Raw genomic sequence first — 447 nt, 5'->3', positions numbered from 1 at the left:
GGCTTGATTGAGCATGAAACCGAAGGTTCCATAAGAGTAATCTCCCGGAATCAACTGACCATACGGTACGCAAATTCTAAAAATAGTATAAGGGATATCAAAAGCGTTTCCGAAAGCAAACAAATAATTTTCACAGGTAATTTTATTAGCTGCATATATTGTTTTAGCCTCTCTTTCAGCATCTTCTTTTAATCGCACCCCTTTCACCCCTTTGTATACTAACCTTGAGGATGGGAAAACAAGTCGCCCTTCACATGCTTGCTTTTGATACAAGGACAGGATGTTTAATAAAGCAATTTCATTGGATTGCACATAATCTTGATATTGGTCGAACCCAGCTCGCGTTCCGGTTTTTCCTGCAAAGATGAAAATTAAGGCAAATTCATTCAAGTTAAGTTGAGAAAGATCATCTTCTTGAGAAAGGTCTATCTTCCTGTAGTCCAGGTG

1 protein-coding gene is annotated in these 447 nt (G+C 38.5%); it reads right to left on the bottom strand.

Going from position 1 to position 447, the window contains the following annotated elements; genetic code table 11:
* A partial coding sequence (locus D7X55_RS41025) for an NAD(P)-dependent oxidoreductase (RefSeq protein ID WP_147470498.1) occupies window positions 1-447 on the bottom strand: 447 nt, incomplete at both ends.

This window comes from Corallococcus sp. AB049A (assembly GCF_003668885.1).
Taxonomy (GTDB): domain Bacteria; phylum Myxococcota; class Myxococcia; order Myxococcales; family Myxococcaceae; genus Corallococcus; species Corallococcus interemptor.
This window is presented reverse-complemented; position numbering and strand designations above follow the sequence as displayed.